Origin of the sequence: Streptomyces sp. NPDC096176 (genome assembly GCF_044763255.1) — a bacterium.
Lineage (GTDB): Bacteria > Actinomycetota > Actinomycetes > Streptomycetales > Streptomycetaceae > Streptomyces.
This window is the reverse complement of the sequence record NZ_JBIWFV010000022.1, coordinates 1-20,232: the sequence shown is the minus strand read 5'-3', so window position 1 is coordinate 20,232 and position 20,232 is coordinate 1. Positions and strand designations below refer to the sequence as shown.

The following is a 20,232-nucleotide window of genomic DNA, read 5'->3' as shown; positions in this document are numbered from 1 at the left end:
GCCTCCATATGAAGTCCGTTACGCCCGTCGACCGTACCGCCCCGGGGTGTCCGGACAAAAGCGAGGGCCCGTGCCACCAGGCACGGGCCCTCGCACTACCGCTCGATGATCGGCCTCAGACGCCCATCAGGTCGCAGACGAAGATCAGCGTCTCGCCGGGGGCGATACGGCCGCCTGCGCCGCGGTCGCCGTAGGCCAGGTGCGCGGGGATGGTCAGCTGGCGGCGGCCGCCGACCTTCATGCCCTGCACGCCCTGGTCCCAGCCGGAGATGACCTGGCCGACACCCAGCTGGAATCGCAGCGGGGTGCCGCGGTTCCACGACGCGTCGAACTCCTCACCGGTGGAGAAGGCCACGCCCACGTAGTGGACGGAGACGGTGTCGCCCGCCTTCGCCACCGGGCCGTCGCCCTCCCAGATGTCCTTGATCTCCAGGTCGGCCGGCGGCTCGCCACCCGGGAAGTCGATCTCGGGCTTCTCGATGCTCACGGTGTTGCTCCTTGCGTTCTCTGTGCGATCAACCGGGACAGTCTCGCAGAATGCCCCGGCCTGCCTACTGAACGGCCAGGATGTCGACCGAGAAGACCAGGGTGGATTTGGCCGGGATGCCCTGCTGCTCCTTGTCGCCATACGCCATGTCCGGCGGGATGACGAGCAGCACACGGCTGCCGACCTTCTTGCCTTCCAGCCCCTTCTGCCAGCCCGGGATGACCTGGGCGAGCGGGAAGCTCACCGGGGCGTTGCCCCTGGCGTAGCTGCTGTCGAACTCCTTGCCGTCCTTCCACAGGACGCCCTTGTACTTCACCGAAAGCGTGTCCGTGGCCTTGACCGCGGGGCCGGAGCCCTCGATCACGTAGTTCGAGACCAGCTTGGCCGGCGCGTCCTTCTTGGGCACTGTCAGCGACGGCGCCTCGCCGTCGGTGTTCGTGCCGACCTTCGGAAGGTCGATGTTGTCCTGCGCGACCTCGCTGCCCTTCGCGGACGTCGGGAGCGTGGTGCCCTTGACGATGTCCATGACGAACACCAGCGTGGAGTTGGCCGGGATGCCCTGCTGCTCCTGTGGGCCGTAGGCGAGGTCCGGCGGGATCGACACCTCGAGGCGGCTGCCGACCTTCTGGCCGTCGAGCGCCTTCTGCCAGCCCTCGATGACACCGCCGCCGCCGAGGGTGACGGGGAACGGCTCTCCTCGGTCGAAGCTGTTGTCGAACGGCTCCTCGCCGTCCCAGACCTGGCCCAGATAGTCGACCTGGGCGACGTCGCCCTTCTTGAGCTTCTGGCCCTTGCCCTCGCTGACGACGTTGACCTTGAGGTCCTTGGGAGGCTCACCCTCACCCTTGGCGAGGGTCGGCTTCTCCCCGAACTTCGCACCCTCGGTGATGGTGGGCAGCCCGTTCGTCATCGACGTGGAGGCGGAATCGGAGCCCTTGTCGTCGCCGCACGCCGCTGTCGTCAACAGCAGCAGGGGTACGACGAGCAGGCCGGCAAGTCGGCGCACGTGTTCCTCAGATCTCTAACGGCTCGGTAGATGCGGACACTCTAGGGCGTGCCGAGGGCCCCGCACGTGAAACGTACGGGGCCCGGGTGACGTTCCGACACTCATGCGACCGCGACGGCGACGCCCGTGCCGCTACATGCCGGCGATCAGTTTTTCGACGCGGTCGTCGACCGAACGGAAGGGGTCCTTGCACAGCACGGTGCGCTGCGCCTGGTCGTTGAGCTTGAGGTGCACCCAGTCGACCGTGAAGTCCCGGCGCTGCTCCTGCGCCCGGCGGATGAAGTCGCCGCGCAGCCGCGCCCTGGTGGTCTGCGGGGGCACCGATTTGCCCTCGAAGATCTTGAGGTCGTTGCAGATACGGGCGGCCTGTCCCTTGCGCTCCAAGAGGTAGTACAGCCCGCGCCTGCGGTGGATGTCGTGGTAGGCGAGGTCTATCTGGGCGACCCGCGGATGGGACATGGACATGTTGTGCTTGGCGCGATAGCGCTCCAGCAGCTTGTACTTCATGACCCAGTCGATCTCGGTGCCGATCCGGTCGAGGTCCTCCGCCTCGATCGCGTCGAGCGTGCGGCCCCACAGCTCCAGGACCTGCTCGACCGTTCCGGTGCGGATGCCGCGGCGGTCGACGAAGTCGACAGCCTTCTCGTAGTACTCGCGCTGGACCTCGAGGGCAGAGGCCTCCCGGCCGCTGGCCAGGCGGACCTTGCGCTGCCCGGTGATGTCGTGGCTGACCTCGCGGATGGCCCGGATCGGGTTCTCCAGCGTGAGGTCGCGCATCACGGTGCCGGCTTCGATCATGCGCAGCACCAGGTCGGTCGCGCCGACCTTCAGCAGCATCGTCGTCTCCGACATGTTCGAGTCGCCGACGATGACATGCAGCCGGCGGTAGCGCTCGGCGTCCGCGTGCGGCTCGTCGCGGGTGTTGATGATGGGGCGCGAACGCGTGGTGGCGGAGCTGACGCCCTCCCAGATGTGCTCGGCCCGCTGGCTGACGCAGTAGACCGCTCCCCGCGGCGTCTGCAGCACCTTGCCCGCGCCGCAGAGCAGCTGCCTGGTGACGAGGAACGGAATGAGGATGTCCGCCAGCCGGGAGAACTCGCCGTGGCGCGCTACGAGATAGTTCTCGTGGCAGCCGTAGGAGTTTCCCGCCGAGTCGGTGTTGTTCTTGAACAGATAGACGTCGCCCGCGATTCCCTCCTCGTGCAGGCGGCGTTCGGCGTCGACGAGGAGGCCTTCGAGAATGCGCTCGCCCGCCTTGTCGTGCGTGACCAGCTCGGTCACATTGTCGCATTCGGGTGTTGCGTATTCCGGATGCGAACCCACGTCGAGGTAGAGGCGGGCGCCGTTCCGCAGAAAGACATTGCTGCTGCGGCCCCATGACACGACACGGCGGAAGAGGTAGCGCGCCACTTCGTCAGGTGACAGTCGGCGCTGTCCCCTGAACGTGCACGTGACGCCGTACTCGTTCTCCAGCCCGAAAATGCGGCGGTCCATGTCTGAACATTACGCCTCACGGCCTGAGCTGAAACCGGGTTGGGCGGCACCGTTTCGATCATTTTCCGATGTCTGGGGGCCAAACCCCTTGATGCCCTCGGTACGAGCAGGATTAGCGAGTACCCGCTGAGTGGCCGTCAGAACCAGCAGGGCGGCGATTCCGCCGGCGCCCGCGACGGCGAAACTCCATGCGGTACCGCCGATCTCGACCGCCGGCCCCGCCACGGCCGTACCGACGGCCGCGCCGACACCGAAGGTGGTCACCAGCCAGGAGAACGCCTCCGTCACCGTGCCGCGCGGCGCGTGCCGGTCGACGACGATGAACGCGCAGGCGATCGCGGGCGCGAGGAACACACCGGCGACCGCCGCCAGCGCCGTCATCGCGGCCACGCCCGGCGTGAGGATCAGCGGGAGGTAGCCGACGGCCAGCAGGCCGACGATGATGCGCAGCCGGCGTTCGGGCGGCCCGGCCCACTGCCGCGCGCCGTAGGCGACGCCGCCGACCAGGGCACCGAGGCCCAGCGCGGCCATCAGCCACCCGTAAACGGCCTCCCGGCCGTGGTCGTCGGCGTAGGCCACGCCGGCGACCGTGATCGAGCCGAGGGCCATCCCGACGAAGAAGAACGCGCCGAGCAGCGCGAGCAGTCCCGGTGAGCGCAGCGCGCCCAGCCAGTGCGCCTCGCGGGGAGCGGAACGCCAGTCACGGGACGGCTGGGACATCACGACTGACAGGGCGCCCACGACCCCTATGACGTTGATCACGAACAGCGCCGCACCGGGCGACCACAGGGACACGAGCAGGGTGACGAGCAGCGGACCGACCGTGAACATGATCTCCTGGGCCACCGCGTCCATGGCGTACGCCCGGTGCACCCGGTCCTCCCGCCCCAGCACGCTCGGCCACAGGGCCCGCAGGCCGCCCTCCAGCGGCGGGGTGAAAAGTCCGGCGACGATCACGGCGGCGTAGGCGACGAGCAGCGACCCGGTACCGGCAGCGGCCAGCAGGAACATGCCGAGCGCGGAGACGACGGCTGCGGGCAGCTGCACCCGGGGCTGGCCGAAGAGGTCGACGGCCCGACCCAGCAGCGGCTGACCGACGGCGGTGGCGAGGCCGTACACGGCGGCGAGCACGCCCGCGAGGGTGTAGCTGCCGCCCTCGGCGCGGGTGAAGAGCACGATGGCGATGTGGGCCGTCGCGTTGGGAAGCCGGCCGACCAGGGTGCCGGTGAGCAGCCGAGCGGCGTGCGGCGCCTTGAGAATGTCTGCGTACCCGCCGGCCATGCCGTCTCCTTCTCCCTCGGCTTCCGTCGAGGTTTTACGTATAACGTCGCGCTCCATACGTACCATGTCGACAGTCCGCGGGTCCACAGCGCCGCCGCCCCCGGACCCCGTGACACCCCGACGGGCGGCCGAGGACGGCACCCCATGGCTCACCGGTCCCGGCAGGACCGACCCCTCACCGCCGGAGTGGAGTCCACTCGCCCCACCAGCAGGGACGTGGCCCGCGCCGCCGGTGTCTCCCAGGCGACCGTCTCCCTGGTACTCGGCGACAAGTGGCGCGGCCGCGTCTCGGAACGCACCGCCACCGTGGTGCGCGAGGCCGCGCAGGAACTCGGCTACCGGCCCAACCTCGCCGCCCGCAACCTCCGCCTCGGCCGCACCAGGACCGCCCTCCTTGTCGTCCCGGCGCTCACCAACGAATTCTTCGCGCGCGTCTACACAGGCGCCGCCACGGTCGCCGCCCGGCACGATTTCGGCGTCGTCCTCTACCCCTCGCCCGAAGGCGTCGGCCCCGCCAAGGACCCCTTCGCCTCCGCGCGCGCCGCTCTCGACGGCGTCATCGCGTCCTCCATGGCCGCCCAGGCACTCGCCGCCATCCGCGGCTCGGACCTCCCCCTGGTGATGCTCGACAGCGACCCCGCGGACACCGCCGCCGCCGCACACGTCAACCTCGACATCGCCGACGGCATGCGCCAGGTGACGGACCACCTGCTCGCGCTCGGCCACCGGCGCATCGTGCACCTCGCGTCCGCCGTCACCTCGTGGACCTTCGACGTCCGCGCCCGCGCGCTCCACACCGCACTGGACGGCGTCGTCGACGCCCACGTCCGTACCGTCCCCGCGCCTCTCGACGTCGACGGCGCCCGCGAAGCTGCCGTACGCGCGCTCACCGTCCCCGGACCGCGCGCCACAGCCATCGTCTGCGACGACGACATCCTCGCTGCCGGGGCCTGCAAAGCCGCCCGCCGGCTGCGACTGCGGGTGCCCGAGGACGTCACCGTCACCGGTTTCGACGACCTCGCCCTCGCCACCGCCGTCGAACCCGAGCTCACCACCGTCCACCTGCCTGCGGAGAAAGTGGGCGAACGCGGCATGGCCGCCCTGCTCGCCGTCCTCGACGGACGCCGCCCCGAAGGGGGCGACCTCCCCGTGGAGCTTGTCGTCCGCGGCTCCTCGGCGCCCCCTGCCGCCTGACCCGCGCCGCAGGGGGTGCGCGCACCCCCTGCGGCCACACGACGGCGCCCCGGAACCGCGCGAGCGGTCCAGGGCGCCGTCGAACAGCCGCAGGGGCTACTCCCCGTCCTGTGACTCCTCCGGCTCCTCGATGTCCGAAGGGGCGTCCGTCGGCGTCGCCGCGCCCTCCTCGGCCTCCAGCAGCCGCGCCAGCTGCCGGCCGACGATCCGCTTGAACTTCCGCTGCTGAGGCCTCGTGCGGTCCAGGACCGCCACCTCCAGGCGGTCGGCCGGGATCTCCCGGTCATTGCCGTTCGCCTGGCTGGAAAGGGCCTGAACGGCAAGCTTCAGAGCCTCCGCCAGCGACATGCCGTCGCGGTGCCGCTGATCCAGGAACCCGCTGATCTGCTCCGCGTTGCCACCCACCGCGACCGAGCCGTGCTCGTCGACGATGGAACCGTCGTGCGGCAGCCGGTAGATCTGGTCGCCCTCCGGCGAGGCACCCACCTCGGCGACGACCAACTCCACCTCGTACGGCTTCTCACCGGCGCTCGAGAAGATGGTGCCCAGCGTCTGCGCGTAGACGTTCGCCAGCCCACGGGCCGTCACATCGTCGCGGTCGTAGGTGTAGCCGCGCAGATCCGCGTAACGAACGCCGCCGATCCGCAGATTCTCGTACTCGTTGTACTTGCCGGCCGCGGCGAAGCCGATGCGGTCGTAGATCTCACTGAACTTGTGCAACGCACGGGACGGGTTCTCGCCGACGAAGACAATGCCGTCGGCGTACTGCAGCACGACCAGGCTGCGGCCACGGGCGATGCCCTTACGGGCGTATTCCGCCCGGTCGGCCATGGCTTGCTGGGGTGAGACATAGAACGGCGTCGACACCGGCTATCCGTCCCTTTCTGTCAGAGGCGAGTACATCGGGGCGTCACAGCAGCGCGGCGCGCGGGCCGTCGGGCCGGCTGAGGCGGCCCTCGAGGATCGCTCGCGCGATCTCGGAGGTCTCGGCCTCGGTGAGCCGGCGGAAGCCCTCGTCCGTGATCACGGTGACGATCGGATAGATCCGCCGGGCCACGTCCGGACCGCCCGTCGCCGAGTCGTCGTCCGCCGCGTCGTACAGCGCCTGGATCACCAGCGTGGTGGCCTGCTGCTCGGTCAGGTCCTCGTGGTAGAGCTTCTTCATCGCCCCGCGCGCGAAGATCGAACCCGAGCCGGTCGCCGCATAGCCGAGCTCCTCGGAACGACCGCCCGTCACGTCGTACGAGAAGATGCGGCCCTTCTCGCGGTCGAGGTCGTATCCGGCGAAGAGCGGGACGACGGCGAGGCCCTGCATGGCCATGCCGAGGTTGCTGCGGATCATCGTGGACAGGCGGTTGGCCTTGCCCTCGAGGGAGAGCTGGGCGCCCTCGACCTTCTCGAAGTGCTCCAGCTCCAGCTGGAACAGCTTGACCATCTCCACCGCGAGACCGGCGGTGCCCGCGATGCCCACCGCCGAGTACTCGTCGGCCGGAAAGACCTTCTCGATGTCGCGCTGGGCGATCATGTTCCCCATCGTGGCCCGCCGGTCGCCGGCGAGCACCACGCCACCGGGGAACGTCGTGGCCACAATGGTCGTCCCGTGCGGCGCCTCGATGGCCCCCTGCAGAGGCGGCAGGACCCGCTTGCCCGGCAGCAGGTCCGGCGAGTGCTCGCCGAGGAAGTCCATGAACGAGGACGAGCCGGGCGTCAGGAAGGCTGCCGGCAGACGCCCGGTGCTACGAGGGTTGGCTTCCACGCGTTTCCTTCCGGGTAGGCGGCGGCCCGCCTCTTCGCAACGCGGACCGATCTTTCTGTGCACGGACCTTACCCGCGCCGTCACCGGTCATCCGCCCCGGTGCCCCCGGCTTTCGCCGACGGCACCGGGAGGACAACCAGGGCTACTCTCCGCCCTTTTGCACGAACGAGCGCACGAAGTCCTCGGCGTTCTCCTCGAGGACGTCGTCGATCTCGTCCAGTACGGAGTCGACGTCGTCCGAGAGCTTTTCCTGACGCTCCTTGAGGTCCTCCGCAGCCTGCGCTTCCTGCGCCTGCTCCTCGACCTCCTCGGTGGAACGCGTCGCCTTCTGCTGTCCGCCGCCGGTGTCCTTGGTCGCCATACACCTCACCCCGCTCGGTTCGACGTTCTTGATCAGACCCTACTCGGGGGGTCCGACATCGGCCCCGACTTTCCAGATACGTCCGGGGCTCACCTCCATGATTCCCGGACGGAGGTCGTTTCAGCCCCCGGAGAGCACCCGGACCAGGTCTTCCGCATTGCGGCAGCGGTCCAGCAGCTCCTTGACGTGGTTGCGGGTGCCCCGCAGGGGCTCCAGCGTCGGAACTCGTTGCAGAGAGTCACGGCCGGGCAGATCAAAGATGACCGAGTCCCAGGAGGCCGCGGCCACGTCGTCCGCGTACTGCTCGAGGCAGCGGCCGCGGAAGTACGCCCTGGTGTCCTCCGGAGGCTTGGTCTCGGCCCGTTCCACCGCGGTCTCGTCCAGCAGCCGCTTCATCTTGCCGCGGGCCGCCAGGCGGTTGTACAGGCCCTTGTCGGGGCGCACGTCCGCGTACTGCAGGTCCACGAGGTGCAGACGGGGCGCGTCCCAGTCCAGGGTGTCGCGCCGGCGGTAGCCCTCCATGAGCTCACGCTTGGCGACCCAGTCCAGTTCGCCGGAGAGGCTCATCGGGTCGTTCTCGAGCCGGTTGAGCGTGTCCTCCCAGCGAATCAGGACGTCCTTGGTCTGCTCGTCTGCGTCGGCTCCGAAACGCTCCTCGACATACTTCCGCGCCAGCTCGAAGTACTCCATCTGCAGTTGAACGGCGGTGAGTGTCCGGCCGCTGCGCAGTGTGACGAGACGCTTGAGGCCCGGGTCGTGCGAGACCTCGTGCAAGGTGCGCACGGGCTGCTCGACGGCCAGGTCGACCGCGATGAACCCGTCCTCGATCATCGACAGCACCAGGGCGGTGGTACCCAGCTTGAGGTACGTCGAGATCTCGGAGAGGTTCGCGTCGCCGATGATCACATGGAGGCGACGGTACTTCTCGGCGTCCGAGTGGGGCTCGTCGCGGGTGTTGATGATCGGGCGCTTGAGCGTCGTCTCGAGGCCGACCTCGACCTCGAAGTAGTCGGCCCGCTGGCTGAGCTGGAACCCGTGCTCGTGGCCGTCCTGGCCGATTCCGACCCGCCCCGCGCCGGTGACGACCTGCCGGGACACGAAGAACGGCGTCAGATGGCGCACGATGTCCGAGAACGGGGTCTCCCGCTTCATCAGGTAGTTCTCGTGGGTCCCGTAGGACGCGCCCTTGTTGTCGGTGTTGTTCTTGTACAGGTGGATCGGCTGCGCGCCCGGGAGCTGGGCCGCCCGCTCGGCGGCCTCGGCCATGATCCGCTCGCCGGCCTTGTCCCACAGGACCGCGTCCCGCGGATTGGTCACCTCGGGCGAGCTGTACTCGGGGTGCGCGTGGTCGACGTAGAGACGTGCGCCGTTGGTGAGGATCACATTGGCCAGGCCGATGTCCTCGTCGGTGAGCTGGCTGGAGTCGGCGGCCTCGCGAGCGAGGTCGAAGCCGCGGGCGTCCCGCAGCGGATTCTCCTCCTCGAAGTCCCAGCGGGCGCGGCGCGCCCGGTGCATCGCCGCCGCGTAGGCGTTGACGATCTGGGACGAGGTGAGCATGGCATTGGCGTTCGGGTGGCCGGGGACGGAGATCCCGTACTCCGTCTCGATGCCCATTACTCGCCGTACGGTCATGCGGCCCTCCTTGCCCGGCGGCGTTCCCCGCCGGGAACGGCGCTCAAGTACCGCGGGTGCTCCGGTGCGCTTGCGGTGCCCGGCCCCGCACTGCGCGACCCGTCGGTACGAAAGAGCCTAGAACGCCGCTGCGTGGCTGGGGAGATCAATTTCGTCATTGCTGCGTCCTGGTCGGACCTGTCCGGAAAGCAACCGGCTGCGGATGCCTGTCCCCTCGCACGGGCGGGGGGACGGCCGACATCCGCAGCCGGTGTGCCTTTACAGGTATTGACCGGTGTTCGCCACCGTGTCGATGGACCGGCCGGTGTCCGCGCCCTGCTTTCCGGTGACGAGCGTGCGGATGAAGACGATCCGCTCGCCCTTCTTGCCGGAGATGCGAGCCCAGTCGTCCGGGTTGGTGGTGTTGGGCAGGTCCTCGTTCTCCTTGAACTCGTCCACGCATGCCTGGAGGAGGTGGGAGACCCGAAGGCCCTTCTGGTTGTGATCGAGGAAGGCCTTGATGGCCATCTTTTTCGCTCGGTCGACGATGTTCTGGATCATCGCGCCGGAGTTGAAGTCCTTGAAGTACAGGACTTCCTTGTCGCCGTTGGCGTACGTGACCTCGAGGAAGCGGTTCTCCTCGGACTCCGCGTACATCTGCTCCACGACCGACTGGATCATCGCCAGGACCGCGGCCGCCTTCGACCCGCTGTGCTCGCTGAGGTCGTCGGAGTGCAGCGGGAGGGAGGCGGTCAGGTACTTCGCGAAGATGTCCTTGGCTGCCTCCGCGTCCGGACGCTCGATCTTGATCTTGACGTCGAGCCGGCCGGGCCGCAGGATCGCGGGGTCGATCATGTCCTCGCGGTTGGAGGCGCCGATGACGATCACGTTCTCCAGGCCCTCCACACCGTCGATCTCGGCGAGGAGCTGCGGGACGATGGTGTTCTCCACGTCCGAGCTCACACCGGACCCACGGGTGCGGAAGAGGGACTCCATCTCGTCGAAGAAGACGATGACGGGGGTGCCCTCACTGGCCTTCTCACGGGCACGCTGGAAGACCAGGCGGATGTGCCGCTCGGTCTCGCCGACGTACTTGTTGAGGAGCTCGGGGCCCTTGATGTTGAGGAAGTAGCTCTTCCCCGCGGGCTGGCCGGTCACCTCGGCGACCTTCTTGGCAAGGGAGTTGGCGACCGCCTTGGCGATCAGCGTCTTGCCGCATCCGGGCGGACCGTAGAGCAGGATGCCCTTCGGTGGCCGCAGTTCGTGCTCCTTGAAGAGGTCGGGGTAGAGGTACGGCAGCTCGACCGCGTCACGGATCATCTCGATCTGGCCGCCGAGTCCACCGATCTTGTCGTAGTCGACGTCCGGGACTTCTTCGAGGACGAGCTCCTCGACCTCGCTCTTCGGGATGACCTCGTAGACGTACCCGGAGCGGGGCTCGAGCAGGAGGGCGTCACCGGGACGGATGGTCGCTGCCAGCAGCGGCTCCGCGAGCCGCACCACCCGCTCCTCGTCTGTGTGACCGAGCACCAGGGCACGCTCGCCGTCCTCGAGGATCTCCTTGAGGGTGACGATCTCCCCGGCGCGCTCGAACTCCATGGCCTCGACCACGTTGAGCGCTTCGTTGAGCATGACTTCCTGGCCGCGCCGGAGCTCTTCCGGATCGACGCTGGGGCTGACGTTCACCCGGAGCTTGCGGCCCCCGGTGAAGATGTCGCAGGTGCCGTCCTCGTTGGCCTGCAGGAAGACACCGAAGCCGGCCGGCGGCTGCGCGAGCCGGTCGACCTCCTCCTTGAGGGCCACGATCTGGTCGCGGGCCTCACGGAGTGTGTTGGCGAGTCGCTCGTTCTGTGCGGACACGCCGGCCAGGTTGGTCTGCAGCTCGACGATCCGCTCTTCGAGAATCCTCGTGTGTCGCGGAGAGTCGGCGAGCTTGCGGCGCAGGACGGCGATTTCCTGCTCGAGATAGGCAACCTGGCCGGCTGGGTCTTCAGACCCCCGCCCCGGCCGGATGCCGCGGTTGATGTCGTCGTCGTGGGCTGCCACGGTCCTCACCTCCTCCAAGGGGAGCTGGACGCTTCCTGACCCTACCTGTGTGGGTGGTGATTGAAACCCCTAGATCACAAAGACGGAAGGGGTGTGTCCGATCTTCACCCTTGCGCTCTTACCTCTGCGAGGGGAATACCCACGGGATACCCACCCAGCAACATCGGAAAGCGGGCGGTTGTATCGTCGAAGCGTTCAACACCCGTCAGAGGTGGCACGACTTGCTTCACAGAGCTACACCCGACGAAGGAAACGGCAGGAGATATGACCGTGCAGCACGAGGTTCCCACCGAAGGCGCCGCCGACGCGCTCGAGGTCTGGATCGACCAGGACCTCTGCACAGGGGACGGAATCTGCGCGCAGTACGCTCCCGAGGTCTTCGAGCTGGACATCGACGGCCTGGCGTACGTGAAGTCGGCCGACGACGAACTGCTGCAGGACGCGGGGGCGACGACGCCCGTCCCGTTGCCGCTGCTCAACGACGTGGTGGATTCGGCCAAGGAGTGCCCGGGCGACTGCATCCACGTACGTCGGGTTTCGGACAGGGTCGAGGTCTACGGCCCCGACGCGGAGTGACGGATCACATACTGCGCGCTTCGGCGGGGCTGCTGCGGACGAACTTCCCGCCCTGCCACTGCCACTTGATCTCTTCCCGCTCGTCGGGACAGCAGCTGGGCACTTCGGCCGACGAGTAGCCGAGCAGCGTCGCGACGACCGCCCCGTCCCGTACGGCGAGGGCGCCCACGCTCTGCTTCAGCGCGGGGTCCACGAGGGTGGCGACCACCCTGGCATCGCTGTCGGGGCCCGCGGACAGCACGTAGAGACCGCTGGGCGGCGTGCCGGATCCCGCGTCGCAGCGGGCGGCCACCACGGTCTCCGGGCCGCCGTCGCCGTCGAGGTCGCCCGAGGCCTTCTTGGTGACCACGTTGCCGAGGCTGCCGCACTCGATGGGCAACTCCACCGTCGCGGGGTCCGGTGCGGGCGCCGGAGCCGCGGCCGTCGTGGTCCTCTGGCCGCCGCCCGGCTGGGAGGCGGTGGCCGCTTCTGGTTGCAGCATTCCCGCACCCGCCATGACCGCGGCCATCGCCGCCGCCGTGGCCAGCCAGTGCACCGGGCGGGCGTGAGTGTGCGCGAGGTCCGGGACGGCGGCGGAGTTCTGCACGCGAGGGGTCTCCTGAGGGGACTGTACCGGTGGGGGTGGCCAGCATCGTGCCATACGTCACACCCGACCGGAACAGCGGGGTCCGTAAGGCTCCGGTAAAGACACCCGGTCGGTGCCGGCCTCGGAGGTCAACATGAAGACGCCGCCGCCGAGTTCCGTGCGGGGCACAGGAACTCGGCGGCGGCGTCGGTGCGTTGTACGGGCGGCCGCGTGGGCGGCTCAGCCCTTGTTGGGGCCCTCGTAGTCCTCGCCGTAGGCACCCTTCGCGGGCCGGCGGCGGCGCATGGGGGGCTCCACGCCGTCGGCGAGACGGCGGGCGGTGACCAGGAAGCCGGTGTGGCCGATCATCCGGTGGTCGGGGCGCACGGCGAGGCCCTCGACGTGCCAGTTGCGGATCATCGACTCCCACGGCTGCGGCTCCGCGAAGCAACCGATCTCGCGGATCGACTCGACCGTCCGCGCGAGCTGGGTGGTCGTGGCGACGTAGCAGCACAGGATGCCGCCGGGGACGAGCGCCTTGGAGACGGCCTCGAGGCACTCCCAGGGAGCCAGCATGTCGAGGATGACCCGGTCGACGTCGGCGTCGGTCAGGTTGTCCTGGAGGTCGCCGACGGTGAGCTGCCAGGCAGGGTGGGGGCCGCCGAAGTAGCGCTCCACGTTCTGCTGGGCGATCTCGGCGAAGTCCGCGCGGCGCTCGTAGGAGTGCAGCATTCCGTGGTCGCCGATGGCGCGCAGGAGGAAGCTGCTGAGCGAACCCGAGCCCACCCCCGCCTCCACGACGCGTGCGCCGGGGAAGATGTCGGCGAAGGCCAGGATCTGCCCCGCGTCCTTGGGGTAGACCACGGCGGCGCCGCGGGGCATGGACAGGACGTAGTCGGGGAGCAGGGGGCGCAGCGCGAGGTAGGCGACGTTTCCCGTGGTTCGGACAACACTGCCCTCGGGAGCGCCGATCAGCTCGTCGTGCGGGAAGGAACCCTTGTGGGTGTGGAAGTTCTTCCCGGCCTCGAGCGTGAACGTGTAGTGGCGTCCCTTGGGGTCGGTGAGCTGGACCTGGTCCCCGACCTTGAAGGGCCCGCGACGGCGGGCGGCACCGGTCGGTTCGGACATACGACCAGTGTATGGGCTTCAGGAACCGGGCCGTGCCATGGCTGCGACGAAGGCCCGCTCGACATCCGCGGCGGACAGGACGCCGTAGATCTCACCGGTCTCCTCCACCACCAGGTACTCGGTGGCCGGAGTGGCCCGGAGCGCGTCCAGGAGGGTTTCGCCCGCCAGTTCGGCGGGCACCTTCATGCCTTCCTCGAGGTCCTGCGCGAGGGTGCTGACGGCCACCCAGGGCCGGCGGTGCTGCGGGACGCCGACGATGGCCGCTTCGCGGACCAGCGCGGTCGGCTCCCCGCGGCCGTCGACGACGACGAGGGCGCGGGCTCCGGCCTCGTTGGCGCGGCGCAGGGCCTCGGAGAGGGGGGTGGTGGCCTCGACGGGCACGGCACGCCGGGTCAGCACCCTGGCGGCCAGTTCCGGCAGGTGCTCGCGCAGCCGGGCCATGCGCAGGCTGTTGCCGGCTCCGGTCCAGATGATGGCAGCGAGGATGGCCGCGAGCAGGGCGTCGGTGACGGTCTCCACGCCGCCGATGTCCTCGGTGGAGTTGCCGAGGGCGCCGGTGTGGGTGAGCAGCGGGAGGCCGATGAGGACGGCGACGGCAAGCGCCCGGCCGACCCAGGCGGCGGCGACCGTGCCCGCCATGGGCCTGCCGGTCATCTTCCAGACGACGGCGCGCAGCATCCGGCCGCCGTCTAGAGGAAGCCCGGGCAGCAGGTTGAAGATCGCCACGATCAGGTTGGAGATCATCAGGCCGAAGATGAGGACGCCGGGTACGGTGTCGGGCTCGACGGCGTACAGGCCGAGGTAGAACAGGCCGGCAAGGGCGAGGGAGAAGAGCGGTCCGACGAACGCGAGCCAGAACTCGCGTCCGGGGGTCTCGGTCTCCTTCTCGATCTCCGAGACGCCTCCGAAGAACTGGAGCTGGATGCGGCGGACCGGGAGTTTGAAGCGGAGCGCGACGACGGTGTGGGCCAGTTCGTGGACGAGCACGGAGGCGTAGAAGGCGACGGCGAAAAACAGCGAGACGAGGTAACGCGCGCCGCCGAGCTCGGGCAGCACACGGTCGAGCTGTCCGCCGAAGACCCAGGTGATCAGGGCCGCGACGACGAACCAGCTGGGGGCGACGTAGACGGGCACACCGAAGGGGCGGCCCATGAGGAGGCCGCCGCCGGGTTCGGCGGGACGCCGCGGTCTGCCGTTGCCGGAGTCCGCTTTGTCCACCCCGGACCGCGCGCGTTCGCGCTCATCCCTCATGTCGTCCTCGTTCACGGGTTCCCTTCGTTGCGAATGCGTCGCTCGCTCGAAATCATGCAGTGCTGAGGGTCTGTCGTCGATGGTATGCCGCTCGCTGTCAGTGGCGGGCCGTAGGGTCTGAGTCATGAGTACGAGTCAGCAGCCCGAACCGACGGGTTCCGCCGCGCAGGACGCCCCCGCCGTGTCCGCGACCGCCGTTGTGCCCGCCCAGGCGGCGGAGGCTGCGACCGCCGACGCCTCCGTGGCCGCGAACGGGGCGCGGCAGGCTGCCGGCGACGGAGCGGCGGAGCCGCGGAGCGCGCGGCCCGCGTCGCTGTCGCCCTCGCGCGCCGGCGACTTCATGCAGTGTCCGCTGCTGTACCGGTTCCGGGTGATCGACAGGCTGCCCGAGAAGCCCAGCGAGGCGGCGACACGCGGGACGCTGGTGCACGCCGTGCTCGAGCGGCTCTTCGACGATCCGGCGGCCGAGCGGACGGTGCCGCGGGCGAAGGCGATGATTCCCGGCCAGTGGAGCCGCCTGCTGGAGTCCAGGCCGGAGCTGGGCGAGCTGTTCGCGGAGGACTCGGGGGGCGAGCGGCTGTCGCGCTGGCTGGGCGAGGCTGAGCAGCTGGTCGAGCGCTGGTTCACGCTGGAGGACCCGACGCGGCTGGAGCCGGCCGAGCGGGAGATGTTCGTGGAGACGGAGCTGGAGTCGGGGCTGCGGCTGCGCGGAGTGATCGACCGGGTGGACATCGCGCCGACCGGTGACGTACGGATCGTCGATTACAAGACGGGCAAGGCCCCGCGCCCCGAGTACAGCGAGGGCGCGCTGTTCCAGATGAAGTTCTACGCGCTGGTGATCTGGCGCCTGAAGCAGGTCGTGCCGCGCAGACTGCAGCTGGTGTACCTGGGCAGCGGCGACGTATTGACGTACGACCCGGTGCCGGCGGATCTGGAGCGCATGGAGCGCAAACTGCTCGCGCTCTGGGAGGCGATCCGGCACGCCACCGAGACGGGTGACTGGCGGCCCCGGCCGACGAAGCTGTGCGGCTGGTGCGACCACCAGTCGGTGTGTCCTGAATTCGGCGGCACTCCCCCGGTTTATCCGCTGAGCGTTTCCCCGCCCGCGTCGGCAGAGGATGGTCAGGGCAGAATGGGCCCGGTCTAAAGAAGGAGTACCCGTGGCTATCCGCGTCCTACTGGTCGACGACCAGCCGCTGCTGCGTACCGGTTTCCGGATGATCCTCGAGGCCGAGCAGGACATCGCGGTGGTCGGCGAGGCCGGGGACGGCCTTCAGGCACTCGACCAGGTGCGGGCGTTGCAGCCCGACGTGGTGCTGATGGACATCCGGATGCCCCGGATGGACGGCGTCGAGGCGACCCGGCAGATCACCGGCCCGGGCCGTGACGGTCCGGCGAAGGTCCTGGTCCTGACGACCTTCGACCTCGACGAGTACGTGGTGGAGGCGCTGCGTGCCGGCGCGAGCGGGTTCCTTCTGAAGGACGCTCCGGCGAACGAACTGGTGCAGGCGATCCGGGTGGTGGCGGCCGGCGAGGCGATGCTCGCACCGAGCATCACGCGCAGACTCCTCGACAAGTACGCGGACCATCTGCCGTCCGGCGAGGAGCCGCTCCCCGACACGCTGAACACGCTGACCGACCGCGAGGTGGAAGTGCTCAAGCTGGTCGCGCGCGGTCTGTCCAACGCGGAGATCGCGGCGGATCTCTTCGTCAGCGAGACCACGGTCAAGACGCACGTGGGCCATGTGCTGACGAAGCTGAGCCTGCGCGACCGCGTGCAGGCCGCGGTGTACGCCTACGAGAGCGGCTTGGTGCGCCCCGGCGCCCAGTAGCGGGCCTCGGCCACGCAAATGGGCCGGTGCCCGGCAGCTTGCGCAGCTGCCGGGCACCGGCCTTCTGTCGTTCGTGTGGACCGCGAGGATCAGGCGGTTCCGCGGAACAGCTCCCACAACTGGAGGTCGGAGCTGGAGTTGAGCGCCCACTCGACGCCGCTGACGTTCTCGCGTGCCGCGACGTACTGCTTGCCCTGCCACAGCGGCAGGACGGGCACGTCGTTCGCGACGATGTCCTGGATTTGCTTGAAGGCCGGCGACGCCGCGGTGCGGTCGGCCTCACGGCGCGACTGCGGGATCAGTTCGAGGGCCTTGTCACTGACGTAGGGCGAGTTGAGGAAGTTCCCCTTGTCGAGGAACGGCGCGGTGTAGTTGTCCGGGTCCGGGAAGTCGGGGAACCAGCCCAGCCCGTAGACGGCGTAGTCGCCGCGTTTCTGGGCGGGACGGAACTTGGACCACTCGGCGCCCTCGATCTTGACGTCGAACAGCTTGCTCGCGTTGAGCTGGTCGCGGAGCGCCTCGAACTCCTTGGCCGTGCCCTCGCCGTAGTGGTCCGTGGTGTAGTGCAGCGTGAGCTTGACCGGCGTGTTGATGCCGGCGTTGCTCAGGAGGCTCGCGGCGTTCGCGCGGCTGGGCTCGCCGTACTTGTTGAAGAACGAGTTCGTGTGCGCGGAGATGCTCGACGGGATGAGCGAGTAGAGGGGCTCGGCGGTGGCGCCGTACACCTCCTGAGTGATCTGTCCGCGGTCGACGAGCGACGCGATGGCCTGGCGGACGGCCTTGTCCTTGACCGCCGGGGCGGTGGTGTTGAAGGCGAGGTAGCGGATCTCAAGGCCCGGCATCTCGGTGAGCTCGATGCCTTCCTTCGGGTTCTCCAGCAGGTTCCTGATCTGCTCCGGCGACATGGCACGGGTCATCAGGTCGATGTCGCCCGCCTCGAGCGCGTTGCCCATGGAGGCTGCGTCGGTGAACGTACGCAGCACGATCTTGTCGTTGTGGAGCTTGAGATCGCCCTTGTAGTTCGGGTTCTTGCTGAAGACGACCTGGGAGATGTGGTCGCCCTCGGTCTCGGTCTTCATGGTGTACGGGCCCGAGCCGTCGACCTGGAAGCCCTCGCGCAGCTTCTTCCCCTCGTACTTCTCCTTGCTGACGATGCCGGCGACGGGCGTCGAGAGCTTGTACGGGAAGGTGGCGTCGGGCGTGGCCAGGTGGAAGATGATCTCGTCCTCGCCCTTGGTCTCGATCGTGTCGATGTTCGAGAGCAGGGCGGCCGTGCCGTTGTCCGCGTCGATGTCCAGGACGCGCTGGACGGAGAACTTGACGTCCTGGGCGGTCACGGGCGTGCCGTCGGCGAACGTGAGACCGCTGCGCAGCTTGCAGCGGTAGCTCTCGCTCGCGTTGTCCGTGAAGATGCAGGACTCGGCGGCGTCCGGGACAGGCTCGCCACCGCCGCGCGGGGCGTGCATCAGGGTCTGGAGGGTCTGCCGCAGGACGTTCCAGGCGCCGGTGTCGTAGGCGTACGCCGGGTCCAGGGGTGCGGGGGCGTCCGCGCCTGCGACGAACTGGTCCGTCGTGCCCACGACTATGGCGTCGCCGCCGTCGGACCCGCTGTCCGTACTGCCGCAGGCGACGAGCACGGGCGCGAGCAGGCCGACCACGGCCGACAGCACCAAAGTCTTACGGTTCATCCTGGACGTTCTCCCTCATCCCAACCGGCACTGTGTTGCAGCGATGCGTGTCAGACACTCCGCCGCCTCCGCCCGGTCGGGGCGGCGCGATCGGGCCGGGATACAGAGCGATCGGTCCTGGGTTTCCGTCGGCTGGGTGGTCGGCGGAACACCACGGTGATGCGGCGAAGTCTCGCGACGAGATTAGTCGGCAACGCCAGGAAAGGGTGACGGGGCCCGAGTTGATGCGTAAACACTGAGTGATCATCAATGCCTGTGGGTGGATGGCCATGCCACGGAAGATTCGTAAACTCTCCCATCAATCCGGACACATGGAAGCGACCGGCACCCCCGAACGGGGCATCGGACGCAAGTCACCCCTCGCCGGGACGACACACACAGTGACGAAGGTCACCCCGGGAACATATTGGCGATCACGTGGCGATCGATCCGGCGGTCACGGAAAAAGCATGCCCGGATGCCGTGAGTTTCCTTTGCATTCGAGAAACACGGACGTACACGTATCACTGCTTCGAGCTGATGAGAGTGCGCAGGAATACGACGTCGACTTCCTCGAGGGACCGAACGACGACTCGGCCGACAGCAGGATGGATCGGGCTCACGGAGGGGACCGCCACCACTCGGCAGCCCGCCGCCTCCGCCGACGCCACACCAGTCGCCGTGTCCTCCACGACGGCGCATCTCGCGGGCTCCGCCCCCAGCCCCTGGGCGGCGAGGAGATACGGGTCCGGATGCGGCTTGGTGCGGGGTACCTCGTCACCCGCGACCGAGAGGGCGAAGTGCTGGGGGCCCAAGGAGTGGAGGATCCGGTCGATGATGCGGCGGTGCGACGCGGAGACCAGCGCTGTGGGCACGTTGTGTGCGGCAAGCTCCGACAGCAGCCGGGCGGCTCCGGGCATCATGGGCACACCCCGCCCGATGCGTTCCTCGAACTTGTCGTTGAGCAGCACGGTCAGCTCCGCGAGGCTGATGTCGGCGCCGGTGGCCTCGATGAGATAGCCCGCGCTGCGCGTCATGGGGCCGCCCACCACGACGTCTCGCCATGCCTCGTCCAACCGGTGGCCGAGGTCGGCGAAGACCTCAACCTCCGCGTCCCACCAGAAGCCCTCCGTGTCGACAAGGGTGCCGTCCATGTCGAGAAATACGGCCTGCAGGGCGGCCGCTTCGGCCGAACGGGTCAGCGACGCGGGGACCGTGCTGGTCATGGGCGCACCTCCATCAGGGACGAGAAGGCCGGCCACCTCTCCCAGCGGCTTTTCCCGCAGGGACAGGCGACCGGCCTGCACTGGACCGACCAGTGTACGACGCACTCGATCAGCGCGCGTTGAAATACTTCGCCTCGGGGTGGTGGATGACGATGGCGTCGGTGGACTGCTCGGGGTGGAGCTGGAACTCCTCGGACAGCTGGACGCCGATGCGTTCCGGCCGGAGCAGCTCCGCGATCTTGGCCCGGTCCTCGAGATCCGGGCACGCCCCGTAGCCGAGCGAGAACCTGGCGCCGCGGTACTTCAGCGCGAACATGTCCTCCACGTCGGCCGGGTCCTCGCCGCCGAAGCCGAGTTCGGCGCGCACCCGGGCGTGCCAGTACTCGGCGAGCGCCTCCGCGAGCTGGACGGAGAGACCGTGCAGCTCCAGGTAGTCGCGGTAGGCGTTGGCCTCGAAGAGCTTGGCGGTCTCCTCCCCGATCTTCGAGCCGACGGTGACGACCTGCAGGCCGACGACGTCCGTCTCGCCGGACTCCTCGGGGCGGAAGAAGTCCGCCAGGCACAGGCGACGGCCACGGCGCTGACGCGGGAAGGTGAAGCGGGTCCGCTCCGAGCCGTCCTCGTTCAGCAGGATCAGGTCGTCGCCCTTGGAAACACAGGGGAAGTAGCCGTGGACGACGGCCGCTTCGAGGAGGTTGTCGGTCTGCAGGCGGTCCAGCAGGCCGCGCAGCCGGGGGCGACCCTCACTCTC

Annotated in this window: 19 protein-coding genes; 4 read left to right on the top strand and 15 right to left on the bottom strand. The window is 68.8% G+C overall.

Translation table 11 applies throughout. The annotated features are described in order from the left end of the window. Nucleotides 1-115: 115 nt before the first annotated feature. The 4 genes from ACIQ7Q_RS33920 to ACIQ7Q_RS33905 all read right to left on the bottom strand — a co-directional run bounded on the left by ACIQ7Q_RS33920 (nt 116) and on the right by ACIQ7Q_RS33905 (nt 4,268). Nucleotides 116-487, bottom strand: a complete 372-nt coding sequence (locus ACIQ7Q_RS33920; RefSeq protein ID WP_403870989.1) for an FKBP-type peptidyl-prolyl cis-trans isomerase — start codon at nt 485-487, stop codon at nt 116-118. A gap of 64 nt (nt 488-551) precedes the next feature. Continuing rightward, nucleotides 552-1,493: an FKBP-type peptidyl-prolyl cis-trans isomerase gene (locus ACIQ7Q_RS33915; RefSeq protein WP_403870986.1), complete on the bottom strand. Its 942-nt coding sequence runs from the start codon at nt 1,491-1,493 to the stop codon at nt 552-554. Between the two features lie 132 nt (nt 1,494-1,625). Then, entirely contained in the window at nt 1,626-2,987 is a 1,362-nt protein-coding gene (pafA, locus tag ACIQ7Q_RS33910; protein ID WP_356637603.1) for a Pup--protein ligase, read from the bottom strand. 9 nt (nt 2,988-2,996) lie between these two features. Next, a complete protein-coding gene (locus ACIQ7Q_RS33905; protein ID WP_403870982.1) occupies nt 2,997-4,268 on the bottom strand; it encodes an MFS transporter in 1,272 nt (423 codons plus the stop codon). A gap of 144 nt (nt 4,269-4,412) precedes the next feature. Between ACIQ7Q_RS33905 and ACIQ7Q_RS33900 the strand changes: the two genes are divergently transcribed. Next, nucleotides 4,413-5,462: a LacI family DNA-binding transcriptional regulator gene (locus ACIQ7Q_RS33900; protein ID WP_403870979.1), complete on the top strand. Its 1,050-nt coding sequence runs from the start codon at nt 4,413-4,415 to the stop codon at nt 5,460-5,462. Between the two features lie 96 nt (nt 5,463-5,558). Here ACIQ7Q_RS33900 and prcA read toward each other — a convergent pair whose 3' ends face one another. From prcA to arc, 5 genes are all read right to left on the bottom strand, one after another. Further along, on the bottom strand, nt 5,559-6,329 hold the full coding sequence (gene prcA / locus ACIQ7Q_RS33895; protein ID WP_403870976.1) for a proteasome subunit alpha: 771 nt from the start codon (nt 6,327-6,329) through the stop codon (nt 5,559-5,561). A gap of 43 nt (nt 6,330-6,372) precedes the next feature. Next, nucleotides 6,373-7,218 carry a proteasome subunit beta gene (gene prcB / locus ACIQ7Q_RS33890; RefSeq protein WP_403870973.1) on the bottom strand — a complete coding sequence of 282 codons (846 nt, stop codon included), beginning with the start codon at nt 7,216-7,218 and terminating at the stop codon, nt 6,373-6,375. A gap of 142 nt (nt 7,219-7,360) precedes the next feature. After that, nucleotides 7,361-7,579 carry a ubiquitin-like protein Pup gene (locus ACIQ7Q_RS33885; protein ID WP_037777052.1) on the bottom strand — a complete coding sequence of 73 codons (219 nt, stop codon included), beginning with the start codon at nt 7,577-7,579 and terminating at the stop codon, nt 7,361-7,363. Between the two features lie 120 nt (nt 7,580-7,699). Beyond that, nucleotides 7,700-9,211 (bottom strand): depupylase/deamidase Dop, encoded by a 1,512-nt coding sequence (gene dop, locus ACIQ7Q_RS33880; RefSeq protein ID WP_403870970.1) that lies wholly within the window; start codon nt 9,209-9,211, stop codon nt 7,700-7,702. Nucleotides 9,212-9,469: 258 nt separating this feature from the next. After that, nucleotides 9,470-11,236 (bottom strand): proteasome ATPase, encoded by a 1,767-nt coding sequence (arc, locus tag ACIQ7Q_RS33875; RefSeq protein WP_403870967.1) that lies wholly within the window; start codon nt 11,234-11,236, stop codon nt 9,470-9,472. Between the two features lie 264 nt (nt 11,237-11,500). On the opposite strand from arc, the gene ACIQ7Q_RS33870 reads away from it, so the two are divergent. After that, the gene (locus tag ACIQ7Q_RS33870; protein WP_403870964.1) at nt 11,501-11,812 is read left to right on the top strand and encodes a ferredoxin; all 312 of its coding nucleotides are present in this window, start codon (nt 11,501-11,503) and stop codon (nt 11,810-11,812) included. A gap of 4 nt (nt 11,813-11,816) precedes the next feature. Here ACIQ7Q_RS33870 and ACIQ7Q_RS33865 read toward each other — a convergent pair whose 3' ends face one another. From ACIQ7Q_RS33865 to ACIQ7Q_RS33855, 3 genes are all read right to left on the bottom strand, one after another. Continuing rightward, complete coding sequence (locus ACIQ7Q_RS33865) at nt 11,817-12,398, bottom strand: hypothetical protein (protein ID WP_403870961.1); 582 nt, start codon at nt 12,396-12,398, stop codon at nt 11,817-11,819. A gap of 219 nt (nt 12,399-12,617) precedes the next feature. Next, complete coding sequence (locus tag ACIQ7Q_RS33860) at nt 12,618-13,505, bottom strand: tRNA (adenine-N1)-methyltransferase (protein WP_403870958.1); 888 nt, start codon at nt 13,503-13,505, stop codon at nt 12,618-12,620. A gap of 18 nt (nt 13,506-13,523) precedes the next feature. Further along, complete coding sequence (locus tag ACIQ7Q_RS33855) at nt 13,524-14,756, bottom strand: site-2 protease family protein (RefSeq protein WP_403870955.1); 1,233 nt, start codon at nt 14,754-14,756, stop codon at nt 13,524-13,526. A 124-nt stretch (nt 14,757-14,880) separates the two neighbouring features. On the opposite strand from ACIQ7Q_RS33855, the gene ACIQ7Q_RS33850 reads away from it, so the two are divergent. Together ACIQ7Q_RS33850 and ACIQ7Q_RS33845 are read left to right on the top strand one after the other, a co-directional pair. Further along, nucleotides 14,881-15,903 carry a RecB family exonuclease gene (locus tag ACIQ7Q_RS33850; protein ID WP_403870952.1) on the top strand — a complete coding sequence of 341 codons (1,023 nt, stop codon included), beginning with the start codon at nt 14,881-14,883 and terminating at the stop codon, nt 15,901-15,903. A 13-nt stretch (nt 15,904-15,916) separates the two neighbouring features. Then, entirely contained in the window at nt 15,917-16,588 is a 672-nt protein-coding gene (locus ACIQ7Q_RS33845) for a response regulator transcription factor (RefSeq protein ID WP_356638780.1), read from the top strand. Between the two features lie 89 nt (nt 16,589-16,677). Here ACIQ7Q_RS33845 and ACIQ7Q_RS33840 read toward each other — a convergent pair whose 3' ends face one another. The 3 genes from ACIQ7Q_RS33840 to ACIQ7Q_RS33830 all read right to left on the bottom strand — a co-directional run. Beyond that, nucleotides 16,678-18,276 carry an ABC transporter substrate-binding protein gene (locus ACIQ7Q_RS33840; RefSeq protein WP_403870947.1) on the bottom strand — a complete coding sequence of 533 codons (1,599 nt, stop codon included), beginning with the start codon at nt 18,274-18,276 and terminating at the stop codon, nt 16,678-16,680. A gap of 503 nt (nt 18,277-18,779) precedes the next feature. Then, complete coding sequence (locus ACIQ7Q_RS33835; protein WP_403870945.1) at nt 18,780-19,481, bottom strand: HAD family hydrolase; 702 nt, start codon at nt 19,479-19,481, stop codon at nt 18,780-18,782. Nucleotides 19,482-19,590: 109 nt separating this feature from the next. Next, nucleotides 19,591-20,232 (bottom strand): vitamin B12 dependent-methionine synthase activation domain-containing protein (locus ACIQ7Q_RS33830; RefSeq protein ID WP_403870942.1); only part of this gene is annotated, 642 nt, incomplete at its 5' end.

What these genes read in the sequence shown, in the direction of transcription:
- ACIQ7Q_RS33835 (WP_403870945.1), bottom strand. Translation starts at nt 19,481, where the DNA reads ATGACCAGCACGGTCCCCGCGTCGCTGACCCGTTCGGCCGAAGCGGCC.
- ACIQ7Q_RS33900 (WP_403870979.1), top strand. Translation starts at nt 4,413, where the DNA reads ATGGCTCACCGGTCCCGGCAGGACCGACCCCTCACCGCCGGAGTGGAG.
- ACIQ7Q_RS33840 (WP_403870947.1), bottom strand. Translation starts at nt 18,276, where the DNA reads ATGAACCGTAAGACTTTGGTGCTGTCGGCCGTGGTCGGCCTGCTCGCG.
- ACIQ7Q_RS33850 (WP_403870952.1), top strand. Translation starts at nt 14,881, where the DNA reads ATGAGTACGAGTCAGCAGCCCGAACCGACGGGTTCCGCCGCGCAGGAC.
- ACIQ7Q_RS33860 (WP_403870958.1), bottom strand. Translation starts at nt 13,505, where the DNA reads ATGTCCGAACCGACCGGTGCCGCCCGCCGTCGCGGGCCCTTCAAGGTC.
- pafA (WP_356637603.1), bottom strand. Translation starts at nt 2,987, where the DNA reads ATGGACCGCCGCATTTTCGGGCTGGAGAACGAGTACGGCGTCACGTGC.
- dop (WP_403870970.1), bottom strand. Translation starts at nt 9,211, where the DNA reads ATGACCGTACGGCGAGTAATGGGCATCGAGACGGAGTACGGGATCTCC.
- ACIQ7Q_RS33870 (WP_403870964.1), top strand. Translation starts at nt 11,501, where the DNA reads ATGACCGTGCAGCACGAGGTTCCCACCGAAGGCGCCGCCGACGCGCTC.
- ACIQ7Q_RS33855 (WP_403870955.1), bottom strand. Translation starts at nt 14,756, where the DNA reads ATGAGGGATGAGCGCGAACGCGCGCGGTCCGGGGTGGACAAAGCGGAC.
- ACIQ7Q_RS33905 (WP_403870982.1), bottom strand. Translation starts at nt 4,268, where the DNA reads ATGGCCGGCGGGTACGCAGACATTCTCAAGGCGCCGCACGCCGCTCGG.
- ACIQ7Q_RS33885 (WP_037777052.1), bottom strand. Translation starts at nt 7,579, where the DNA reads ATGGCGACCAAGGACACCGGCGGCGGACAGCAGAAGGCGACGCGTTCC.